The sequence below is a fragment of the Acidithiobacillus sp. TH-A36 genome (genome assembly GCF_057473445.1).
The window spans coordinates 1-16,804 of sequence record NZ_JBYCKP010000082.1 but is presented as its reverse complement, the minus strand read 5'-3'; the positions used below and the strand labels follow the sequence as shown (position 1 = coordinate 16,804).

Below are 16,804 nucleotides of genomic sequence, written 5' to 3'. Positions count from 1 at the left end.
ACGCCGTGGCCGCTTCCGCTTCGTTGGCCGATAAGTTCGTGTCCTGGAAAAAAGCCCCGTGCCCCGCTAATCCTTGCTGCGTGCTGTTGTCGCTCATTGCTGCACTCCTTGGCCGAATGGCCAGCTATTGCGAATAAACATTATTAACTGTTTATATAATTGACTATTATGCTCCACAATAATTCCTTTGCCAAGGAAAGTGGTTTTGTCGTTCAGCTTGCCGCACCATGCGGGAACAGGCACAAATTTGCAGGGACCAAACCAAGGATCAAATGAAATCAATGGAAAATATTCAAAAAGAGCAGTCTGAATTACAAATTGCAGAGCGTTGCCGGACGCTTTACCTGAATCCGCTGGTGCAGAGCAAGGGCTGGCTACCGAATTTATTTTGGCGCAACAAAAATGCGGAGGATCCTTTTGGCTGTTTGCGGGTGAATCCTCTGGAACTGGAGGTATTGTTTTCGGCAATCTGCGGACAGACATCCGAGGCGCGGAGCAGCCTCGAGCAGATCAAGCCGGGAAGGGCAGGTTTCATCGAGAGGTCCATCGCCCATGGTGAGCTCCCGTTGCTGACTTTTCATGCGGATGTGTCCTGAATATGTCGGAAACTCCAAGAATTGCGGTACTGTCCCGCTTTCCCAGGCTTTATTCCACCCAACGATTGCTCCAGGTGGTGGATGCGGCGGGAATGGAAGCCGTGTTGTTGGCCCCTGAGCAGTGTCTGTTGACTGTGAATGGCGTCCATGCGGATCTTTATGTGCAGGGTGAAAAATTTCCTTATTGTGCGGCGATCATTCCCCGCATTGGCGGACCGATAACGGCCTTGGGGGCGCGATTGCTGCGCTATTTTGCCGGAGAGGGTACTTTTTGTCTGAATTCTGCCGAGTCATTGCAACTGGCAAGAGACAAATTTGCCTCCCTGCAGGCTCTGGCTGCGGCGGGAATAGCTGTTCCACAAACCGTTTATTTCACGGAATCCAGGCAAAAAGAGCTGGCCTTGCAGATGCTGGGCACGCCCCTCGTTCACAAAATATTGCAGGGTTCACAGGGGGTCGGGGTGAGTCTGGCCGAGACTCCGGTAGCCGCGCGGGGGATGCTGGATACTTTTCTGAGTCTGCAGCATGAAGCCATGGTTCAGCGTTTTTTGCCGGGCCGCCAGGATGTCAGGGTGATTGTCTTGTTTGGGGAGGTTGTTGCGGCCATGCGTCGGGAATCTGCGGCGGAAGATTTTCGCAGTAATCTGCACTGTGGAGGCCGCGCTTCGGCGTTTCCTGATCTGCCTGAGTCCTGGGCGGAAATTGCCCGGAAAGCTGCTGTTGCATTAGGCCTTGATTTTGCCGGTGTGGATTTGATGGCGGACGCGGATCAAAACGCACTGGTATTGGAAGTGAATCCTGTACCCAGTCTGGAGGGTATTGAAAAAAGTACTGGTGTGGACGTGGCAGGACGCGTAATTACGGCTTTGCAGCTTCGCCTGGCATCTGCATGACGGTGTTGCGAATCCAGGATTCTGCCTGTTCGGTCAAAGTGGAAGATTTTCCCTTTGGCGCAAAAGCCGGACCAATCCATAAGTCCATTTTTCCGGGTTTTTTTCGCCAGTCGTTACGGGCCCAAAAGCAGCCGCTGTTGACGGCAATGGGTAAAAGCGGGACTTCTGCGCGCAGGGCCAGTCCGGCGGCCGTGCTGCTGAAGGGCCCGACTTCGCCGCAGGGATAACGGGTTCCTTCCGGGAATATGACCACATTAAATCCGGCCGCGAGGCGTAGTTTGCCTTCTTCCATGACCTGCACGAGTGCCTGACGACCGGCACTGCGATCAATACCAATCGGCCAGGCCAGACGCAAGCCCCAGCCGATAACCGGAATCCGGAACAACTCCTGTTTGAGGACATAAGACAGGCGCGGGAAAAGACACCAGAGTAACAGGGTTTCCAGTGCCGATTGATGGTTGGCCACAATGACGCAGGGCGTATCCGGGATATTTTCCAGGCCGGTGACCTGATAACTCAATCCGCAACTCAGGCGTAACCACAGGACGGCAGTTCGCGCCCAGAGGCGGCTGGACCAGACCCGGGCGGAAAGGGGCATGGGGACGGTCAACAGGGTGAAAAATGCCCAGATGATTGTCCATAAGGTAAAGCCGATGTAGAAAATCCCGCTACGCAGGGTTTGTATCAAGAGACACCCAGGATGGCCTGTACGGCCGCAGCAAGATCCAGGAAAATCGGGAATCCAGCAGTTTCGGCATTACGACGGGTACTTTGGCCCTTGCCGGTGAGCACGAGAATAGGTTTGGCCCCGGCTTCCCGGGCGGCTTGAAGATCCCGCAGGCTGTCACCAATAGCCGGGACATTCTCAAGAGAAATTTGCAGACGTTCGGCAATTTCATGAAACATGCCCGGCAAAGGCTTGCGGCACTGACAACCCGCATCGGGCAGGTGGGGGCAAAAAAATATGGCTTCAATACGTCCGCCAAAAACGGCGAGTTCCTGGCGCATGCGCTGATGGATGGCTGTGAGGGTGCGAATATCGAAAAGCCCCCGTCCCACGCCGGATTGATTGGTGGCGACGACCACCTGAAAACCGGCCCGGTTGAGGCGGGCGATGGCTTCCAGGCTGCCTGGAATGGGTCGCCATTCGGCCGGTGATTTAATGAAGGCGTTACTGTCTTCATTGATGACACCGTCCCGATCGAGGATGATCCACTGCGCCATCAGGAGCCCTGGAGTTGCGTAAAGTCGGCAATACGCAGAAACGCATCCTGCAGTCTGGTGAGGAGAGCAAGGCGGTTCTGGCGTATTTCGGGATTTTCAGCAAGGACCATGACTTTGTCGAAAAAGGTATCGACAGAAGGACGTAATCCGGCCAGAAGGTCCAGTGCGCTGGCATATTGTGCGTGCTGAAGATGGGCATGAACGGGCCCGGCCATGACTTGCCAGTGTTCCCAGAGCCGATGTTCGGCGGGATCTTCAAATAATTGTGGATCGGGGTCGTGTTGTACTTCCACATTTTCCTTGCGAAGCAGATTGTTGACGCGTTTGATCAGAGCCGCGAGCGCTTCAGCCGCCTGGTGTTCGGTCAGGAAACGTGCCAGGGCTTCCAGGCGTTTACGGGCATCGAGAACCTGATGGGGTTGACGACTGAGTACGGCATTAATCTGGTCAGCACGAAAACCTTCTTCCCTGAAATAGACCCGCATCCGGTCCTGGAAAAAGTCCAGTATGCCAGTGCGGATGACGGTGGGGTCTTTGACGATGCCATGCCCCAAAGCTTCCAGGGTCAGGGTCACGGTTTTATCCAGGGGCAGATCAAGCTCTGCATCCAGAATGATGCGTAAGACGCCCAAGGCCGCACGGCGCAACGCGAAGGGATCCCGATCACCGGTAGGAACTTTACCAATGGCAAAAAAACCGCAGAGGGTATCCAGCTTGTCGGCAATGGCCAGGCACTGGCCTGCAGGACTTTGCGGCGTGTCATCATCGCGGCCATTGGGCAGGTAATGTTGGGCAATGGCCGCAACGACCTCGGTATTTTCACCATCATGACGGGCGTAATGTCCGCCCATGATGCCTTGTAACTCCGGAAACTCCCCCACCACGCCAGAGAGCAAATCACTTTTACAAAGTGCCGCTGCGCGTTCCAGATCATCGGCTTTGACGTTACAGGGGCTGCTCAATGACCGCGCTACTTTTTGCAGGCGCAGGGTTTTGTCGTAAATGCTGCCCAGCCCTTCCTGAAAGAGGACGTTCTGCAATTCAGGAAGCCTTGCAGTCAAGGGTTTTTGGCGGTCCTGATCCCAGAAAAAAGCCGCATCCGCCAGGCGTGCCCGCAGCACCCGATTATTGCCGTGAATGACAATTCGGGCGTCCTGACTGTGTATATTGGCGGCAAACAGGTATTGAGAAATCAGGCGACCGTTTGCGTCACGTAACGGGACATAGCGCTGATGTTGCATCATGACCGTAATCAGCGCTTCTTCAGGAATTCGCAGGTAATCTTCTGCAAAGCTGCCGATCAGGATGACTGGCCATTCATTGAGTCCGGTAATCTCATCCAGTAATGCTGCCGGCAAGATGGGAGTTGCTCGCAGGTCTTCAGCAATGGCCGAAATTTTATGGGAAATATGCGCGCGGCGAGCGTCGAAGTCGGCCATGACCTGGCCATCCAGCAAAGCCGCTGCGTAATCGGCGGGCTGAAGAATCCGGATCGCTTCAGGGTGATGCACACGGTGACCAAAGCTCTGTCCACCGGCCTGCAGTCCGAATGCCTGCCAGTCCAGCACTTGTTGTCCTTGCCGCAACAGTAACCAGCGTACCGGACGAATGAAGCTGTCGTCACGGGTCCCCCAGTGCATGCGTTTACGCAAGGGGAGGGCGGCAATGGTCTGGCTGGCAATGTCAGGCAGAATGTTGTGACTACTGCGTGCTGCTTCGATTTCCCGCCAGGCCAGCACCGGTCCTTTTTCCGTGTCGAGGGTGCTGAGATTGGCAAAAGCAACCCCACAGGAGCGGGCAAAGCCTTCGGCAGCCGGGGTTATGTTACCCGCCGCATCACGTGCTCTTTCTACGGGGGGACCTCGACGGATGCTTTCCCGGGGCTGACTGTGCAGGGCCAGGTTCTGAATCCATAACGCCAAACGCCGTGGGGTGACATAAGCTGTGATTTGCCCGAAGCTGAGACCGGCTTCATTGAGCAGGCGCGTCATTTGTTCAATGGCGGCGTCACGAATGGGGAGCTGCTCACGTGCGGGTAGCTCTTCACAACCGATTTCCAGAAGGCAATCTTCCTGGAGAGGATTTTCATGGGCTGACATCATTCACTCCGTAGCAGAGGGTGGCCGAGTTCGGCACGGGCTTCTGCATAAATTTCTGCAACGCCTTTGGCCAGTCCGCGTACCCGACCAATGAAGCGGGCGCGTTCATTGACGCCGATGGCATGGCGGGCATCCAGGAGATTAAACGTATGGGAACAGTCAAGAACCCGCTCGTAGGCTGGTAAAGGGAGTTTGTTATCAAGCAGATTGCGGCAATCTGCCTCGGCGCGATCAAAGCGCTGGAAAAGGTCGTCTACGGGTGCCAGCTCGAAATTGTAGCGGGACTGTTCCACCTCGTTTTGGTGAAACACATCTCCATACAGTACGCCCGGTGTCCAGATCAGATCGTACACACTCTCTACCCCCTGCAGATACATGGCGAGACGTTCCAGACCATAGGTCACTTCGCCCATGACCGGGTGACAATCAAGGCCACCCACCTGCTGGAAATAGGTAAACTGGGTGACTTCCATGCCATTCAGCCAGACCTCCCAGCCGAGACCCCAGGCACCCAGCGTGGGTGATTCCCAGTCATCTTCGACAAAGCGGATGTCCTGCAATTTTGGATCAATGCCCAGCACCGCCAGAGACTCCAGATATAAATCCTGAAGATTATTCGGGTTGGGTTTGAGTACCGCCTGAAACTGGTAGTAATGCTGGAGACGATTGGGGTTGTCTCCGTAGCGGCCGTCTGTGGGTCGTCTGGAAGGCTGCACATAAGCGGCTCGCCATGGTTCTGGACCAATAGCGCGGAGAAAGGTGGCAGGATGAAAGGTACCGGCTCCAACGGGCATGTCCATGGGCTGCAACAACACGCAACCCTGAGCGGCCCAGAAGTTTTGGAGCCGCTGGATGATTTCCTGAAAAGTCATATGCGTCTCAGACAGTGATTTGGCGCATTATGAACCAATGGAGCAGAGGCTGTGAAGGGATCAGGAGCAAATCCCTTGAAAAGGGAGGCTCACAGCAATTCGGCAATGCCACTTGACGCACGTTTGGCATCCAGAAATACCAGACCCAGCTTGGCTTCTTTGCGGGCGATAATGGTCAGTACCGCATCGGGGCCGGCATGAATGAGCAGCACATAACCGTTATCGCCCTTGATCATGACCTGTTCGAGTTCGCCGCGAGCCAGCTCTGCTGCCGTTCGGTCGCCCAGGGATAGCATGGCGGCAGCCATCGCACCGACGCGGTCCTCGTCCATGGTGGAAGAAAGCAGGGAGGCGATGGTCAGACCATCTGTGGAGATGACCGCAGAAGCCTCAATATCGGCGGATGAGCCATTGAGGTCACTGAGGATGGATTTGAGCATTTCTTCGCGCATGGTGTTTCTCCTGAATAAACTGTCAATAATGCAATATTAAAGTGGGTTGTGCTTAGCGGTAACGTTTGTCGAGATCCTGAACCAAGGTCACGAATGATTGATCCTGGAGACGGGGCGTTCCGCTGACGACGAGCATGAAACGCTGTTGTCCGATGAACAGCGGCCAAAAGCCCAATTCCGATCGACCGGATGGGTCCAGCAGCCCCCAGGTTTCCGTGTTGACCCGTAAATTGTTTTTGAGCAGGCGATTATGGCGTGATTGCAGGGAAAGCAGATCAGCAGAAAGTCCCGCCAGCTCCTCCGCAGCTTCATGAGCAAAGCCTGCTGCAGCCAGATAAAAACCATTTTCATCGGCCAGGAGGGTTTTTTGCTGGTCAGACAGGCGGGCCAGTAGCGGTGGTAACGCGTCTTCCAGTCGCAGTGTGCTGTCAGTACGGGCCTGATGGGTACCGCGTAGAAGACCAAGGCGCTGTAGCCGGAAAATGCTGCGCAAGGCTTTATCCGTATTGTTGTTTTCCGCCCATTGACTGGCAATTTCCGTCGTAAAAGGAGCGCGGTGACCTTCGCGTAGTACGTGCAACAGAATGGTACGATTACCTTCCTGATCAGGACTGGAAGTCGCGTAAAAGGCTCCTGCAGGAGTAAGCTCAGCGTATACTTCAGTACGCGTTGCAACCAGCTCTACACTCATAAGATGTCTCCAATTCCCGGGTCAATGGAATAAAGCAGGGCCATGACCAGGTTTTTGATGTCCTCCTTTTTGCGGCCATCAATTTCAAAAATGGGGGGGATGGGATTGAGCATTTTGAGGTCAGCGGTGACTTCAGGAAGCATGTTCGCATAATCGGCGGGACCTGGATGGTTCTGGACATCGGTTTTGGAAATGCCAATGACGACTGGAACATTGATGATGTAGTCCTTGAAGGCGTGCAGAAAAAAGTGGAGATCCTTCTTGGGATTGGGGCGAGTGTTGTCCAGCATGAGCACCAGACCCAGTCCGCCTGTGGTCAGGATGTCCCACATAAAATCAAAGCGTTCTTGACCCGGGGTGCCATATAGATGAATCTTGGTCTGGGTGTCCAGTTTGAGAATGCCATAGTCCATGGCGACGGTTGTATGACCCTTACGATTCAGGGTCATGTCCGAAGCCTGAGCATCTGTAGATATGATGGGTGTATCGGATAATACGGATATGGCCGTGGTTTTCCCCGCACCTACCGGACCGGTAAAAACGATTTTATTATCTTCTCTCACAAATTGGCTCCTTGAAAATCATTGTTATTTGCATCGCTGCGCGCGCAAGCCTTATATCCCGGCTATGCGTTTCAGGAGACGGCCCAAAAAGCTTCGCTTGGCTGCAGGAATTTCTGTCTCTAAGGATGCTGAATCATGTGGCATTCGAACGATATTGCCTGGATTTTCCGGCGTGTTGTAGCGGAGTAATTCCAGGCTGTCTGCAGCTGCAAGAAAATTGAACAAATCCCGGGGTTCGATGCGTAACATCTTGACAGTGAGCGCGGGCGAGGCCGGGGAACGTGCCAGAAACGCAGCCAGTCTTAATGCATCAGGAAGCATGGGCAGACGCGTCAGATTAGGCCATTGTTTCAGCTGAACCGGGGCGTTGAGTGGCAATTTTTGATTCAATCGCCCATTGGCTGTCCATGCGGCTACTTGCCAGAGCAAGGATTGCAGGGACATATGACGAAGGCTGCCTTTTTCTCCTGAATCGCCATCTCTTGGGGCTCTCAACTGCAGATTACTGGCAGAAACCTGGCACAGTTGCTGCAGTTGTTCATCATCTATTAGGGCTGCTGCCTGGTCTGCGGAGGGATCAAGGCGCACAATCGCGCGCTGGTTTTGATCGGAAATTATGCTAATGCCATGATCGCGCTGGGCAATTTTTAGAAGTCCCAAGAATCCTTCATCAGGATTAAAATACTGCACTTCCTCGGGGCGAAGAACGGGAGCGGGCTTGCTGGGTGCTACGGGTACTTCTGGTGCATTTTGCAGAGCCGGGGATGGACTGGCATGCTGAGTATGGAGGCTGGTGATCGGGACTGCTATATCCGGTCGTATGGGCTTGACATTGGTATCCTGTTTTTCAGCTGTTCCGGGTGTATCCAGCAGGAGAGCTTCCAATGCCGGGAACAAGGTTTCCATGCGCACCGGCTTTTGGAGTATGGGGAAAATACAATCTGCCGGTGAAGCTATAGTGGTCACGAGTATCCGCTGCTCAGGTTCGCTCTGATGCAAATTTCTCGCGAGTTCAGTGCCCCCTGGCCCGTCAATGTCCACAATACTCAGGTGGGCGACGCGATCATCTCCCGATTCCAGCAGTTGATACTGACGCCGTGTATGCATTTTAAACGCCATGCGAAAAACAGCCTCTTTACGGGTGTCCATGCCGAAGCTGCGGACGAGAATGCTGGCATTGTCTGGAGTATTATTCGTCATGATCAAATCCTAAATAACCTGTCGCTGCGGTTGGCGTTGCATGCGTTCAGCAAGGCTGAACATCTGCCGCATGATTTCTTCATCAGGTGGGGTATCCATATTGAGTATGGATCGGGTAAAGCTGGAAAAGCGTTCATGAGCGCCCATGCGCTCATACATTTCCAGAAGCGGGCGATAGTAAAACTCGTGATCAGGACGTGCCAGGGTGGCTTTTTCAAGAAGATCAACGGCCTCTTCCACTTGTCCGTACTCCAGCAGGCTGTCGAATTCTTCAAGAATACTGTCATCATTGTTGTGGGCCATGATCTGATGATTACGATGAATCTCCTCCAGAACCAGTGCCGGGCTGGAAAATGGGATAGCCGTCAAGGGAAGATAGAGACCATATTTTTCTGCCTGTTCAGCGAGAATATGCTTGTCTGCCTCACTGGCTACCAGATGATCCCAGAGTGGATGTTCGCCCAGTTGTCGGCCATGTTTAAGCATTCGGGTACGGAGTGCACTGCCAGCTCCCCACAAACTGATATATAACTGCAATAAAGATTCTGCGTAATTGTCACAGCGTTTTTGTCGGTAAAAAATATCCAGCAAGGTTGCATGCAGTATCAACTTACGTGGTTCAAAAATGAGATTGCGTTTTAAAATCCGTTCGGCCTCCTGAATCTGCTGGGCCGTCAGTAATGTGCGAATAGTAGCCAAGGGGTCTGCCAGAGTCGTAGCCGTTTCCCACTCCCTGGGAGTTATAGCGTCAATTTTTACATCACCTTGGAGCAGCACTTCTACATTATTGCTGACCATTTCAGAAGGATCGTTGCTCTGGAATGATTGCAGAGGCTTTTCGGAAAAGCCGCTGAGATCCATATCCATGGGTTCGGGGTTGACAAGGGCCTGCTGGAGTTCCTGTTGTACCCTGATGAGCGCCGATGAAGGTGCCAGCTGGGCTTCGCTGGTTTTGATTGTGTTAATGGCTGCCAACTGACCATTGCTGATGCCCAGATTTTCGGCAAGCACACGGAGTTGGAGGTTTTCCGGGTCAGCTTGCAGACCGGCAAGGGTCAGATCCTGGGCTTCGACGCCTGATATGATTCCTGAATCACACAAATTAGCCAGCAATTCCGCAAAACGATCCAGGTCTGGAATTTCCTGATATAAAGCCAGTAATCTCCGGCTTTGCCGGGTATCATCAGGATTGTGGATAACGTACCAGCTGAGTGAGGTGGCCGCTTGCTCCAGATGGCCGTAAGCGAGGTATATTTCAATTTCATCCAGGATACTGGTCTCATCCACTTCAGTAGAGGTGGCATGATGCGTAACATCAGAACCGTCTGTTCCGGCAATTTGTACAGTTGGAACCGAAGCTGAGTTTTTAGGGGCAGGCGTGATTTTTTGGGGTTTTACGGTATTTTTAAGCAGCCGTTTTCTGCTGAACAGCTTCCACAACCCCGCTGAAACCACCAGGGCGAGCAGTAACACAATAATAATCAGGCTGCTTAGGGGTAGTTCCATACACGAAGCTCACTTCCGGTTAAACGCATTTTTGCGGCAATTGACTCATAGCCCCGTAAATAGGCGTTTTAAATGTTCTGTCAATGTGCAAACAGTTCAGCGAGGGATTTTAACCGGGACACGCTCTGGCGCGAGGGATCAGCAGATTGTGCGGCAATGGCCGCGTAGCCAGAAAAAAAGCCGGGCAAGGCCCGGACGACAATGGGCAATCTTTCGCGACTGACCGTGGCCAGCGTCCATTCTGCTCGCAAGCCGTAAACAGGATGATGGCTGCAGATGGCTGCACCCCAATAGGAATCGGCTTGGGACCAGCGATGATCCGCGACGCTGAGCAAATGCTGTTCCGGTGCGTGGCGCAAACCCACGCACGGCCCCACGAAAGGGATCTGCAGGTCGCTGGCCAGATCGCTAAGCATATGGTCGAGGCGGTGGAGGGCATCACGGATTTCTGGTGAGTTTGCCGGTGCTCCCTGCGCTACATTTTTTAGAAATATCAGATGAGGTGATTCCATAAAGGCCTCCTTTTCCCTTATGATTATGACCGTTAAACAAAATGCTGCCAACGATCCTTTGGATTGGCTGGGCATCTTAATGGTATTTGTCGTAAACAGGAAGGCTAATGAAGCAAAAACAATGGGGTATCTGGCTGTTAACTGCTGCACTAAGTGCTTTGGGTGTTGGCTTCGCTCAGGCGAGCGTGTTTCCCTTGCCAGAGCACGGCAATGTGGTGGGTACATTGCATGCAGTCACTACGCATCGAGACGACACACTTCTGGATATCGGCCGGTTTTACGATCTGGGCTACAATCAGGTTACCAAAGCCAATCCCGGAGTGAATCCCTGGTTACCGGGGCAGGCTAGTAAGGTGGTCATACCGGCTCAGTATATATTGCCGCCCAAGCCCTGGACCGGAATCGTGGTGGATATACCCGCACGGCGGATTTACTTTTTCCCGAATGATGATCATGTGGTGTACACCTATCCGGTAGGTGTGTTTCTGCCTGGTTGGAAAGAGAATCTGACTACAACCCAGATTATTGCCAAGTTCAAAATGCCGGCCTGGAATGTTCCCAAAAATATTCATTCCTGGTTCAAGACAAAATTCCACATGGATATTCCCTGGTATTGGCCGCCTGGACCGGAAAACCCGATGGGTGAGCTGGCCATGGAAACGGGCCTTTCAGGGATATTTATTCATGGCACCTATCATCCCTGGGGTGTGGGTATGCGCGCCAGCCAGGGCTGTTTTCAGATGTTCCCTGAAAATGTCGCACAATTATTCCCCATGGTTCCGGTCGGAACCCCGGTGCGAATTATAGATATGCCTAATCTGGTAGGCGTGCACAATGGCGAAGTCTATTTGCAGTCCTACAAGCCCATGGACACCTACCACAAGGGGGTTCCCGAGTTGCAGCGGGCAGCCATGCGCATCAAGAATTTCATGGCGGAAAATCATATTCAGCAGGCAATTGACTGGAGCAAGGTGCGGCGCATTGTCGGTGAGCACAACACAGTGGCTTTGCCCATCGGTGTGAATTCGCCCAGTTACCAGACCCTGGCTGCCGCCGTACCAGCCAAGCCTTATGCTTATGCGCCTTATGGGCCTTCAGCCAATGGTGCAGCAGTACCGGCGCCGTTGCAGCTGGCCAAACCCAGTGATCGCGAACATTTGCATGTGCAAGTGAGTCTCCCGGATAGTAAAGGCCAGTAACTTCCGTGAATATTAATTGCCGTTACCGAGGCCCTGTTCTTGCAGCCAAAGCCAGAGCAGGCCAAGGTATTCATGGCAGGCCTCACTGCTGATTTCCATGAAAATGGCTCGAGGTAGCCAGCTATCCAGCTTCAGTTCCCGGACCCGATTCAGCCGATAGTCGGTGGGTACAGGGATCACTTCCAGGTGAGACAAGCGAAACCAGGCGACAGCCCGAGGCATGTGCAGGGCTGAAGTCACCAGATATATTTTTTGGATATGATGCGCGGCCAGCAAGGCGCTGGAGTCGGCAGCGTTGGCCGCCGTATTGTAAGAGTGGGTTTCCGGCCATATTGGACTGGTAACGTGAAAATCCTGGCGGAGAATGTGTGCCATGGTCGTGGCTTCCGCAGCGACTCCGAAACGCGGCGCTCCGCCACTGGGGACCACAGGTAGCTGTGTGCGGTTGGCGAGTCGCGCTGCTGCCATGAGCCGTACCAAAGTGCGGGCATTGGCGGTTTCCAGGCGGGAATGGGGAGAATCCATGACTTCACCCCCACCCAGTACGACAATGGCCTCTGGGCGCTCTGCTCCCGTTAATGGCTGGTTTAGGGTTGGGTAGCGGTTTTCCAGAGGCATGAGCAGCAATCGGGCACCGATCGCGGTTGAAAAAAAGTATAGAATGCCCAGCGCCAGAATAATCAGCGTCCGTCCACAGTATCGCCAGCCCAGCACCTCACTCAGCCAGCCAAACATGACCAACAGGAACAATACTCCCGGGGGTTGGAGTAGCGCCGATGCCAGCGTCAGTACCGTGGTGTAACGCAGCAGCATGGAAGCTTCCGGTCAGTCTTCGGTCATTTCGTGAAAACTGCGTTCGGCATGGTAGGAAGAGCGTACCAGCGGGCCGCTGGCGACATGACGGAAGCCCATGGCCAAGCCATCCAGGCGCAGGATTTCAAATTCATCCGGGGGCACGAAGCGGGCTACGGGCAGGTGGTGACGGGAAGGAGACAAATACTGTCCCAAGGTCAGCAACTCGCAACCAGCTTCTCGAAGGTCCTGCATGACCTCACGAATTTCATCCAGCTCTTCTCCAAGCCCAAGCATCAGCCCTGATTTGCTGGGAATATCTGGATGTTCTGCCTTGAAGGCCGCAAGTAAATTGAGGGAATGTCGATAATCGGCACCGGGTCGGGCCTGTAAATAAAGGCGAGGCACCGTTTCGAGGTTGTGATTGAATACATCTGGGGGTGTATTGCGAAGCGCCGTCAGGGCTTTATCGACGCGTCCACGAAAGTCGGGCACCAGAATTTCTATGTGGAGACTCGGACAATGATCGCGTAATGCACGGATTACTTTTGCGAAATGCTGGGCACCGCCATCTCTTAGATCATCCCGATCCACGGAGGTGATGACCACAAAACGCAGTCCCATCGTCGCGACTGTCTGGGCAAGGTGCAGCGGTTCTGCCGAATCAGGAGGATTGGGGCGGCCGTGGGCCACATCACAAAACGGGCAGCGACGTGTGCATACATCGCCCAGAATCATGAAGGTGGCCGTTCCGCCGCCGAAGCATTCACCCAGATTGGGGCACGAAGCTTCCTCACAGACGGTATGCAGATCCGCTGCGCGCAGAATTTTTTTGAGCCGGTCGACTTCCGGAGACAAAGGGGAGCGTACTCTCAACCATTGCGGTTTAGGCACTCTCGGCGTTTCTACGGGAACGATGGGGATCGGAATAGGATTGCGGGCTGTTTTTTCAGCACCCCTTCCGGCTTTTTTGTCTGAGCGGATTTCCATGATCAGGCGCCTCCTTTTTTCAGAGGCCGTTGCAGCTGATCGGAAAGCGCGTTCATCAACGCTTCGGCAACGTCTCGACTGGGCCAGTCGGGACAGAGATCATGGACCTGGGTGACGGCGAGTTGGGGCATTCCGCAAGGATGAATGCGCTGAAAAGGAGATAAATCCATATCAGTATTCAGGCTTAAACCATGGTAGCTACGTCCGCGCTGGACGCGCAGACCTAAAGAGGCGATTTTCGCCTCGCCCACATAAACGCCGGGAGCATCCCGACGAGCATGGGCATTTACTCCATGATCTGCCAGGAGTTGAATAACGGACTGTTCCATCATGCTGGTGAGTTGCCGTACATTAATACCCATTCTGGGTAAATCAATCAGCAGGTAAACAATCCATTGCCCCGGACCATGGTAGGTCACCTTGCCCCCCCGATCACTGCGGATGACCGGTATGGAGCCAGGATCCAGAACATCGGCGGCATCGGCATTGCGGCCGAGCGTAAATACCGGCGGATGCTGGAGCAGCCACATCTGATCAGGCGTTTCCGCATCGCGCTGGGTAGTGAATTCGCGCATGGCATCGAGCACGGTGAAGTAGGGCAGGATTCCGGGCCAGCAGCGCACCAGTATGGGGGAAGTATTCATAAGCAGAGGATGACTCCGTCCACGGCTTTTACCGCCGTATAAATATTCAGAAGCTGGGCTTCATTTTGTATTTCCAAAGAGATGGTTACCGAAAGGTACTGTCCCTGACTGCTGGCGCGCAGGGCAAAAGCGCTTTCCGGTAAATCGGGGGCATGGGGCTCTACGGCTTCGCGTACTGCACCCAGCAGATCAGCATGCTGCCCAATGACCTTGACATGATGCAGATGGGGAAAGTCATCTGCTTGCCGGGTTTCTGTCTTCATGCAAGCCCCTCATTCCGCTTCAGAGCGCGTCACCGATTTTATGGAACATCCGCGATAACCAGCCGGCTTTCTCAGCAGAAACCATGCTGACCACCGGGACTGTTTTAAGTGTTTTACCGTCAAGCTGGAAAACCAATGCTCCCACGACCGTACCTTTTTTCAGGGGGAGCTGCAAATTCGGATTGATTTCGACAACGCGCTGCAAATCCGAAAAATGTCCCTTGGGTACGGTGACGGTGACTTTTTGGGTGACACCTACGGGAACATGCATGGGAGAGAAGTCGTTCCGCGTGATTTTACCAACCTGCTGGCCTGACTGATAAACCGGATGGTTCACAAAAAAACGGTAACCGTAGTCCAACAGTGCTTCTACGGCATTGGTACTGCCAGCCCAGTTGGGTCCACCCATCACTACGGCGATCAGGCGCCGACCACTGCGTTGAGCCGTAGCGTCAATGCAATAGCCGGAGGCATCTGTCAGTCCGGTTTTCAGGCCATCCACGCTGGGATCCCGAAACAGCACGGGATTCCAGCTCCGTTGGGTGATTTTGTTGTAGGTATAGGATTTTTGTTTCGTAATTTGAATGACTTGAGGGTATTGTTGAATCAGCGTCCGGGATAGCTGCGCTACATCCAGAGCAGTGGTATACAGGTTGTCATCCGGTAAGCCATCAACATTATTGTAATGGGTATCATGCAGTCCCAGTTGTGCTGCCGTTTCATTCATCAGGGTTACAAATCCGGACTGGCTTCCTGCCACGGTTTCGGCCAATGCCACGGCGGCATCGTTGCCCGAATCAATCAGTAGCCCATGTAGGAGTTGGTCAATATTGACCGCCAGACCGGGCTGGATGAACATGCTGGAACCACCAGTTTTCCAGGCTGTGTTGGATATTTGAATGTTTTCATTGAGATTGAGGGTGCCATTGTGGATGGCCTGATAGGTCAGATAGGCCGTCATCAGCTTGGTGAGACTGGCCGGTGCGCGGCGCAGGTTTTCACTTTTTGCCGCAATAATCTGGCCCGTGTCATAGTCCATCAGCACATAGCTGACGATGGACGGCAGGGCAGGTGCTGGAGGCGTGGGGAGCCTTGGGGTCGGCACGACGGCAAAGGCGGTGCTGGCAAAAAGCAGCCCGAAAAAAACAAGAAAAACTTTACTCATCAGCGATGGGCGGAAAATCATCAGGGCCTCAATACGTAGTCTTTAATTAGAGTGTAATCTTGGAGATATCCGAAGAATTATAATGATGTCCGCCAAGAAAGCTATGTCTGTTTGCTCATTGTCCTGCAACCGGTGCTGGGCCGGGAAGCTTTACCGCGACTTTGTCCCGCGCCGTTATTGTTCTTGGCGAAAGCCCGCGCCCGTCAGGAGAGCTGTCTGAGCCCGCAGGGCGAGGAGGATGAGCCTTGGAACAACAGGCAAGGGACGTTGGAGCAAAAAGCTTCCCGGCCCACCACCGTTTGCAGTGCTATTCATGGGTTCGTGGATGTGCGTGGACTGACATCAGAATCCCCAATCCGATCATAAATGTCAGCATGGCCGTACCGCCATAGCTGATGAGGGGCAGTGGCACTCCGACTACAGGTAAAATCCCCGTGGTCATCCCCATGTTGATAAAAATATACAGAAAAAATGTCAGACTCAGGGTGCCGGCAATCAAGCGGCCAAAGGCATCCCGACTTTCAAAGGCGATGACCAGTCCGCGCAGGACAATCAGGAGGTAAGTGGCGATTAGAATGAGCACGCCAAAAAGACCGAATTCTTCGGCAAAACCGGCAAAAACAAAATCTGTTTGTGCTTCGGGCAAAAAGTCGAGATTCACCTGGGTACCGTTAAACCAGCCCTTTCCCCAAAACCCCCCGGAGCCAACAGCAATCATGCTCTGAATGATGTGATATCCCGCTCCCAAAGGGTCGCGTTGAGGGTCAAGGAAAGTCAGAATGCGCTCCTTTTGATAACCGTGCAGAAAATGCCACATGACGGGTCCACTGACTGCGACAATGATGAGTAGTCCAATAAACCAGCGCCGTCGCACGCCAGCCAGCCACATCATGAAAATGCCAGCGGCACCAATTTGGGCGGCGGTACCCAGATCTGGCTCCTTGGCAATCAACAGAAAGGGGATGGCGATCAGTATCAATCCGGTAATTGCGGCACGCCAATGGCGCACGTTTTCCTGCTGGGAGTAGTAGTAGGCCATCAGTAGGGGTAAAGCCAGTTTCATGAGTTCCGAGGGCTGAAAGGTGATGGGTCCGGCACCTAACCAGCGTCTGGCTCCGAGGCTGGTTTTGCCAGCGACCAGGG

At 53.7% G+C, this 16,804-nt stretch carries 19 protein-coding genes; 3 read left to right on the top strand and 16 right to left on the bottom strand.

Annotated features, from left to right (window positions below):
* The first annotated feature begins 272 nt into the window (after window positions 1–272).
* Window positions 273–596 carry a hypothetical protein gene (locus AC2VLY_RS02195; RefSeq protein ID WP_227485366.1) on the top strand — a complete coding sequence of 108 codons (324 nt, stop codon included), beginning with the start codon at window positions 273–275 and terminating at the stop codon, window positions 594–596.
* 2 nt (window positions 597–598) lie between these two features.
* A complete protein-coding gene (locus AC2VLY_RS02190; protein WP_486891810.1) occupies window positions 599–1,489 on the top strand; it encodes an ATP-grasp domain-containing protein in 891 nt (296 codons plus the stop codon).
* Here the strand turns inward: AC2VLY_RS02190 and AC2VLY_RS02185 are convergent.
* The 10 genes from AC2VLY_RS02185 to AC2VLY_RS02140 form a co-directional block, all read right to left on the bottom strand.
* Entirely contained in the window at window positions 1,455–2,177 is a 723-nt protein-coding gene (locus AC2VLY_RS02185; RefSeq protein ID WP_193651091.1) for a lysophospholipid acyltransferase family protein, read from the bottom strand. The genes AC2VLY_RS02190 and AC2VLY_RS02185 overlap by 35 nt on opposite strands.
* Entirely contained in the window at window positions 2,174–2,713 is a 540-nt protein-coding gene (gene gmhB, locus AC2VLY_RS02180; protein WP_193651092.1) for a D-glycero-beta-D-manno-heptose 1,7-bisphosphate 7-phosphatase, read from the bottom strand. The genes AC2VLY_RS02185 and gmhB overlap by 4 nt, the downstream gene beginning before the upstream one ends.
* Complete coding sequence (gene glyS / locus AC2VLY_RS02175; RefSeq protein WP_486894074.1) at window positions 2,713–4,812, bottom strand: glycine--tRNA ligase subunit beta; 2,100 nt, start codon at window positions 4,810–4,812, stop codon at window positions 2,713–2,715. Before glyS ends, gmhB begins: the two co-directional genes overlap by 1 nt.
* On the bottom strand, window positions 4,812–5,684 hold the full coding sequence (gene glyQ, locus AC2VLY_RS02170; protein WP_486921697.1) for a glycine--tRNA ligase subunit alpha: 873 nt from the start codon (window positions 5,682–5,684) through the stop codon (window positions 4,812–4,814). Before glyQ ends, glyS begins: the two co-directional genes overlap by 1 nt.
* Before the next feature lie 89 nt (window positions 5,685–5,773).
* A complete protein-coding gene (locus AC2VLY_RS02165) occupies window positions 5,774–6,136 on the bottom strand; it encodes a roadblock/LC7 domain-containing protein (protein ID WP_024892973.1) in 363 nt (120 codons plus the stop codon).
* Between the two features lie 52 nt (window positions 6,137–6,188).
* Window positions 6,189–6,827 carry a roadblock/LC7 domain-containing protein gene (locus AC2VLY_RS02160; protein ID WP_193651094.1) on the bottom strand — a complete coding sequence of 213 codons (639 nt, stop codon included), beginning with the start codon at window positions 6,825–6,827 and terminating at the stop codon, window positions 6,189–6,191.
* Complete coding sequence (locus AC2VLY_RS02155; protein WP_193651095.1) at window positions 6,824–7,390, bottom strand: GTP-binding protein; 567 nt, start codon at window positions 7,388–7,390, stop codon at window positions 6,824–6,826. Before AC2VLY_RS02155 ends, AC2VLY_RS02160 begins: the two co-directional genes overlap by 4 nt.
* Window positions 7,391–7,441: 51 nt before the next feature.
* Window positions 7,442–8,590, bottom strand: a complete 1,149-nt coding sequence (locus tag AC2VLY_RS02150; protein ID WP_486894308.1) for a response regulator — start codon at window positions 8,588–8,590, stop codon at window positions 7,442–7,444.
* A gap of 9 nt (window positions 8,591–8,599) precedes the next feature.
* Complete coding sequence (locus AC2VLY_RS02145; RefSeq protein WP_486894307.1) at window positions 8,600–10,096, bottom strand: hypothetical protein; 1,497 nt, start codon at window positions 10,094–10,096, stop codon at window positions 8,600–8,602.
* Between the two features lie 80 nt (window positions 10,097–10,176).
* Window positions 10,177–10,608: a hypothetical protein gene (locus AC2VLY_RS02140; RefSeq protein WP_486894306.1), complete on the bottom strand. Its 432-nt coding sequence runs from the start codon at window positions 10,606–10,608 to the stop codon at window positions 10,177–10,179.
* 107 nt (window positions 10,609–10,715) lie between these two features.
* Between AC2VLY_RS02140 and AC2VLY_RS02135 the strand changes: the two genes are divergently transcribed.
* Entirely contained in the window at window positions 10,716–11,807 is a 1,092-nt protein-coding gene (locus AC2VLY_RS02135; RefSeq protein ID WP_193651099.1) for a L,D-transpeptidase family protein, read from the top strand.
* A 12-nt stretch (window positions 11,808–11,819) separates the two neighbouring features.
* Here AC2VLY_RS02135 and AC2VLY_RS02130 read toward each other — a convergent pair whose 3' ends face one another.
* The 6 genes from AC2VLY_RS02130 to rodA all read right to left on the bottom strand — a co-directional run.
* On the bottom strand, window positions 11,820–12,620 hold the full coding sequence (locus tag AC2VLY_RS02130; protein ID WP_486894304.1) for a YdcF family protein: 801 nt from the start codon (window positions 12,618–12,620) through the stop codon (window positions 11,820–11,822).
* A gap of 12 nt (window positions 12,621–12,632) precedes the next feature.
* Complete coding sequence (gene lipA / locus AC2VLY_RS02125) at window positions 12,633–13,589, bottom strand: lipoyl synthase (protein WP_193651101.1); 957 nt, start codon at window positions 13,587–13,589, stop codon at window positions 12,633–12,635.
* A 2-nt stretch (window positions 13,590–13,591) separates the two neighbouring features.
* A complete protein-coding gene (gene lipB / locus AC2VLY_RS02120; protein WP_300251024.1) occupies window positions 13,592–14,233 on the bottom strand; it encodes a lipoyl(octanoyl) transferase LipB in 642 nt (213 codons plus the stop codon).
* The gene (locus AC2VLY_RS02115) at window positions 14,230–14,496 is read right to left on the bottom strand and encodes a YbeD family protein (RefSeq protein WP_010637236.1); all 267 of its coding nucleotides are present in this window, start codon (window positions 14,494–14,496) and stop codon (window positions 14,230–14,232) included. Before AC2VLY_RS02115 ends, lipB begins: the two co-directional genes overlap by 4 nt.
* Before the next feature lie 19 nt (window positions 14,497–14,515).
* On the bottom strand, window positions 14,516–15,682 hold the full coding sequence (locus AC2VLY_RS02110) for a D-alanyl-D-alanine carboxypeptidase family protein (RefSeq protein ID WP_193651103.1): 1,167 nt from the start codon (window positions 15,680–15,682) through the stop codon (window positions 14,516–14,518).
* Between the two features lie 286 nt (window positions 15,683–15,968).
* A partial coding sequence (rodA, locus tag AC2VLY_RS02105) for a rod shape-determining protein RodA (protein WP_486921696.1) occupies window positions 15,969–16,804 on the bottom strand: 836 nt, incomplete at its 5' end.